This window comes from Halococcus salsus (assembly GCF_009900715.1).
GTDB lineage: Archaea > Halobacteriota > Halobacteria > Halobacteriales > Halococcaceae > Halococcus > Halococcus salsus.
In genome coordinates this window covers 1-5,809 of the sequence record NZ_JAAAJC010000026.1, presented here as the reverse complement: position 1 = coordinate 5,809, position 5,809 = coordinate 1, and the positions used below count along the sequence as shown (strand labels likewise).

Annotated in this window: 5 protein-coding genes; 4 read left to right on the top strand and 1 reads right to left on the bottom strand. The window is 57.5% G+C overall.

Features of this window, described 5'->3' with window-relative positions:
• Window positions 1-350 precede the first annotated feature (350 nt).
• From GT355_RS17800 to tnpC, 3 genes are all read left to right on the top strand, one after another.
• Complete coding sequence (locus GT355_RS17800; protein ID WP_192928055.1) at window positions 351-1,496, top strand: tyrosine-type recombinase/integrase; 1,146 nt, start codon at window positions 351-353, stop codon at window positions 1,494-1,496.
• Window positions 1,497-1,665: 169 nt separating this feature from the next.
• Window positions 1,666-1,983 carry a hypothetical protein gene (locus tag GT355_RS17795; RefSeq protein ID WP_160135837.1) on the top strand — a complete coding sequence of 106 codons (318 nt, stop codon included), beginning with the start codon at window positions 1,666-1,668 and terminating at the stop codon, window positions 1,981-1,983.
• A 310-nt stretch (window positions 1,984-2,293) separates the two neighbouring features.
• The gene (gene tnpC, locus GT355_RS17790) at window positions 2,294-3,292 is read left to right on the top strand and encodes an IS66 family transposase (protein WP_420825989.1); all 999 of its coding nucleotides are present in this window, start codon (window positions 2,294-2,296) and stop codon (window positions 3,290-3,292) included.
• A gap of 28 nt (window positions 3,293-3,320) precedes the next feature.
• On the opposite strand, the gene GT355_RS17785 is transcribed toward tnpC, so the two are convergent.
• Window positions 3,321-4,850 (bottom strand): flippase, encoded by a 1,530-nt coding sequence (locus GT355_RS17785; protein WP_160135836.1) that lies wholly within the window; start codon window positions 4,848-4,850, stop codon window positions 3,321-3,323.
• A gap of 295 nt (window positions 4,851-5,145) precedes the next feature.
• On the opposite strand from GT355_RS17785, the gene GT355_RS18725 reads away from it, so the two are divergent.
• Complete coding sequence (locus GT355_RS18725) at window positions 5,146-5,745, top strand: sulfatase-like hydrolase/transferase (protein ID WP_160135835.1); 600 nt, start codon at window positions 5,146-5,148, stop codon at window positions 5,743-5,745.
• Window positions 5,746-5,809: the final 64 nt, after the last annotated feature.

The window sequence follows — 5,809 nt, the reverse complement described above, 5'->3', positions numbered from 1 at the left end:
GTGTAGCACTCATAGCAGCATCCTTTCTCCCGTCCGGTAAGTGTCTTTACCCGTCGGCCGAGCGACGGGTTTCGGTACCGTACATCCCAACTCCTCTATAGGTACTGGGGTCCTTCTCCGTTCAGAATTTGATGAACTTCTCTACGGTTTATGAGGTACGGTATTCGATTCTGAGGCACCTGAGATGCCCGTAATCGGCGGAATTGGGCCTGAAGCGTTTTACTCGTGCTTAGTCCAATAAGGACGAGTAGTTTTACAACCAACCCCGCCCTCTCCCACAGCACACCAGATGCGACAACCCAGAACCCGGGTTACTCGCCCTGAGAGAAGCGATCGATCGAACGAACGTGATGGAGGCGCGTAGCGTGGTGCGCATCGACGCCGTCGTCGGGGACTTCCTGACGGACAAGGGAAAAGGTCAGCGCGGCGAGAGCGGCAACTACCGCCAGGACGCCGGTCGGGAGCTCGGTCGGTTCGTCGACTTTCTCGCCGATCACGAGGACGTCGTGACGACGTTCGAGGAACTTGACTCGGGTCACCTTCGTGAGTATGCGCGTCATCTCGCCCGTCAGGGCTGGACAGGGGGTACAGTGCGTACCTACTACGCATACGTCTCAGCGTTCTGTGGCTGGGCCGTCCGCGAAGGTCACCTCGCCGAGAACGTCGCCCAGCGGCGCAACGCCACCGAGCCTATTCCCGACGACGGCGGTCACAAGAGTGGTGACCAGCAGGCCTGGTCCGTTGAGGATCGCCAACAGCTCACCGCGTTCGTCGACGAGCAGGCCAGCACCGCGATCAATGAAATCGGTGAGGACCGTGAAGCAGCGATCAAGGCCTGCCGCGACCGCGCGTTGGTGTATCTCCTCTCGTACTCCGGAGTCCGGGGCGCGGAGGTCCTCCGTGATCGGAGCGACGAGCGTCGCCAAGGGCTCTACTGGGAGGATGTCCACCTCGAAGATCGCTATGCGACGGTGTTCGCCAAAAAGCAGCGTCTCGACGATCGGGGGCTCCCCGAGCCGGTACTCCATCCGCTACAGATGTACCAGAAGGTCCTCGACGCGCCGAGCGAGAACTGGCCGGTGTTCCCCTCGTTCCATCGCCCGACGCTCTCGGAGTGTTTGACCGATGGACTGACCTCCCGCGGGTACACTGAAACCGAGATCGAAGAGATGCACACGGACCGCTCGCAGATCGAGATCTGCACCGAATTCGATATCACACCACCGTCGATGACGACCGGTGCTGGGCGACACGTCCTCCAGCGGCTGTGTGACCAAGCGGGTATCGAGCTCAGTGACGACCACGACTATCTAATGCCCCACGGCGCTCGGCGCGGTGCCGGCGAGGTTCTCGTGCGGACCTCAGGGCACGCAGCCGCTGCCAGGGCACTCGACAACTCCGAGGAGGTCGTTCGGGAACACTACTCGCATATCGAAGCCGGAGAACTCGCAGACCAGATGACCAACGCGTTCGAGGAAGCTGACCAGCAGGGGTGAATCGGCGAGCAAACAGAATAGATAACTGACTGGAACTCACACTCTGCTGAACAGTCACGAACTAGCCATCTGTTTTCAACTTCCGATGACATGTCTTCGACCACTGAACACACTCACAAACGCACGCAGACTTCCGGAAGAGGGGTACTGGGAGTGAAAACCGGTTGTAATGGGTGACGATGACGCCGCAGCTGAAGAGCATGAGGTCACCTCCATCGTAGAGAGCGTTGTTGAAGACCACGAGCACGACGCCGATACGGACCAGAGCGAGGCCACCACCATTTCCCTCGGTCGGGGAATTTTCCTCGTCGGCGTTTGCAGTGCAATCGGGTGGCTCGCTGGCTACACCACCATCGTCTATTGGGACATCGATCCCTGGCTGGTCGGGCCAGCACTCGCACTATTCCTTGGGGGTGGAGCCGGCCTCGTTATTACTACGCTCACTACCAGCAGTTCATCGGACGCTGAGGACACCCACGATGACTGATGTGGTTTCGGTGATCGAGAACCGCACTGACCCCGCTGAACGGGACGAGAATCGGCATTCATGAACCCATGAAAGTCACTCGTCGAGATGCGCTCGCGGTGATCGGTGCCTCTGCAACGACGCTGGGGAGCATGCTTGGCGTAACAATGGCCAGCTCACCTTCTGACACTACCGATAGCCAGTCTCAACCTGACGTGAATCACTCACAGACGCAGTCGCCCGACGCGAATCAGCTCCGGTATCCACAAGATACACGAAAGCAAGCCTGGACGTCCGGAAGCCCGTTGTCGGCTGTTTCCGGGTTCGAAGCGTGGACCGCTACCAACGGATCAGTCGAGGCCAACACCACTGCTCGTGTGGAAACGAGATTCTCGCCGAGCATCCTGATTGTCCCCAGACCGGACGGTTTGGGCCGAACGTTCTGGCCCAAACCGCCCTCCGCAGGTTTCGTCAGCGAGTGCCCAACCGCAGGCAGGCGGAAGTCTTCGATTGGCAATTAGACTACCCAGTCTCGCACCGAACGGTCTACAACCTGACCAAGCGGGTCGCAGACCGGCTGCGACCCGCATACGAGGACGTGAAGGCCAAAATCCGAGAGAGCGACGTAGTCTACTGCGATGAAACCGGCTTGTCGGTTGATGGGGATCAGCACTGGACGTGGACGTTCGTGACCGACGAGGAGGTTCTGTACACGATCGATGAAAGCCGTGGCAGTCAGGTGTTAGAGGAGGTCCTCGGCGAGGAGTTCGCCGAGGACTCGATACTAAGTTGTGACGGCTGGCCAGCGTATCGAACGTACCACACGAAGCTCCAGCGCTGCTGGGCGCATCTGCTGCGAGAGGCGGAGTTCGTTGCAGAGCGATACAGGGAAGCGGAGACGTTATCCGACGAATTACACGAGCTTCATGAGGATTTGACGGCATTCGACGAGAAGGACCCGCCTGCCTCCGCTCGTGAGCGGAGGCGGGCGGATGCATCGTTGCATCTGGAGGGGCTCCTCAGGGAGGAGTATCAAGCGGAGGAGGTACAGAAGCTGGTGAAGAAGATCAGGAACGGATTGGGGTGCTGGCTGACATTCGTGACGGAGTCGGATGTCGATTCGACGAACAATCGCGCAGAGCGGGCTCTGCGCGAGCAGGTAATGCTGCGGAAGATGTTCCGGAGCCTCCGCTCAGCCGAAGGAGTACGTATCCACGAGACGATTACGACGATGTTAGCGACTTGGAAACGACGTGGTCTTGATCCGCCCGAACAGCTACGATCAATGCTCGGTGGGCGGGATCTTGAGGCACGATTAGAGGCATCTTGATCCGTGAGTGACCGATCCCGCTATCCAACTACTCGCTGCGAAGGAGTGTCGTAAGCCACGATAGATCGAGATTGAAGCGTGCTTCGAACTGCTTGACTAGCAGGAGGTCCGTATCAGTAAAGCTCCGGGTCAGGATCATCGAGGCGAGCTGGGCGGTGTACAACAACACACCGATGCCGGCGATTGCGAGTAGTCCGAGCGTCCGCTGGGATGTGAGTGTGAGGACGCCGATGCCAACGAGGGTCGTCGGAATGAGCGGTTTGAACGCGGCCGCCGAGAACGGATAGCTGCCCACCGCTCGGTAGATCACAACCACTTCGACCGTATTGTAGACGAAGTAGCCGACAACGGTCCCGAATGCCGCGCCGACGATCCCAAAGCGGGGGATGAGCGCCGCGTTCAACACGATGTTCACGGCGACACCAGGAAGCGCCGAGTAGAACTCGACCCGCGGGCGGTTGATCGCCTTGACCATATCGCCGTCCAATCCGACGAGCACGCGATAGAACAGCCCCGCCATCAGAATGGAGAGCACGGGGGCCGCAGGGAGGTACGCCGTCCCAAAGAATAGGCGGATGGCAGCCGGCGAGAACAACGTGAACAGGAGGACCGCGGGGAACGTCAGTGAGACGATCCACTTCGTCGTGACGGTGTAGAGTGCATCGAGACCAGCGAAATCGCTCTGCGAATAGTGTTTTGTGGCAAGAGGCATGAAAAGAAAAGCAAACGAGCCAGAGAAGAAGAAAATCACCTGTTTCAATGGTTGGATCGACCGGTAGTAGCCAACCGATGCCGAGTCGAGAAAGTAGCCGATCATCATTATATCGACGTTCGAAAGCATGAGGTGCAACGAGGCTCCCGCAGCCAGCGGCCACGAGAACGACCATAGTTCACGAAACGTTTCTTGATTCGGGAGATGAGTGACGAGCGAGCCGAAGTCGATGTGCTGGCCGACGGCGTAAAGCGCCAACAGCGCACCCACGATCGAAAAGGAAAGCCAGTAACCGATAGCTCCGACGACCGGCCGATCGGCTGCGATGAGTCCCGCAACGAGCGCCAAGCCGAGCACGCGGGGACCGATGCGCTGGGCCAGCGTCGCGGCGGTAGTGCGCTCCTCGGCACGGAGGACGCCCACGCTCACCTTCGCGATCGGAAATGCGAGAAGGTATGGAACGAATGCGACGAGCAGCGGTGCAACCGCCGGGTCATCCATGAGCGCAGCAATTTCGAAGCGTGCGAGATAGATGGCGGCGGCCGCAATGGCGGCCCCGGTGAGCGAAATCGCGTAGCCACTCTGGAGCACGTCCGTTTCCTCGTGTGCCGACGCCTTTTCCGAGAGAAAGCGAGTCACACCATTCGGGATTCCGAGAATCGCCAGCGAACTGATTGCACTGACGATTCCATATGCGAGACCGAGCCGACCGTACACCGCTGGAACCAGCGCCCGCGGGATGAAAACCTCGGCAAGAAGGCCGAGAACATTCGACACAATAGTCCCAGCGAGCACGATACCCGCACTCTTGACGAGCCCACCGAGACTGTCGGCGATCGAACTCACATGAACACAGTCAGTTAGACCTCAATAGAAGGTTTCGTTATAATCAGCCAACCACGATCCTGAATGTAGCGATTTCGGCGATAGATGCGTACAGAGCCTCTCCTCACCATTATATTACATTTAGAAATCATAATAATATATCTAGAGTATACATATAATAATTGGATATCTAAAATCAACATGGATGGCGGCAACGTGCTACCCTGAGCGCAAGAACTGAAGAGTCACCAAGCCGAATGTACCGTGACCTTCAATCCTACAATACATTACCAGGGAAGTTAAGAATAGCACATCAATGAATTCCCCACCTTCGGTGGTTCTGATTACCGTCGATTGCCTCCGTGCTGATCACCTTGGTTGTTATGGGTACGATCGCCCGACAACGCCGCACATTGATTCCTTCGCGGACGATGCAACCGTCTTCGAATACTCCTATGCGAACAGTCCGGGGACCCGATGGGCGCTCCAGTCAATCCATACTGGTGTCCACACAGACCAAATCGACGGGCTTGGCGTACCTGATGATGCTATATCACTCGCTCAAGTGTTCCAGCAAGCAGGATACGCGACGGGCGGATTTGCGAAGAACGGTTTCCTCACACGAGATTATAGATATGACGTTGGATTCGATACGTTTGTCGGCGTCTCAGATTTCGAGTCAGACGAGCGACTCTTCAAGCGAATTGGGACGACGATCAACAATACTTTCGAGAACGATTGGCTTCTCTCGAACGTATTCGGTCCACTCTACAGTAGGCTTCAATCTGTGCAAAACCAAGATAATGACTACCGGCCCGCCATTACTGACGCAGGAGCGTGTCATAGAAAGCATCACGTGCAGGGTTGCAGGGCGTTGGAAGTGTGTCCAGCAAAGCCAACGCCCTGCAAAACGTAGCTTCAGTCGACGACTTCTTGAATGTCGCGGCGACCGAGACAGTACCGCTGTTTGAATACCTATC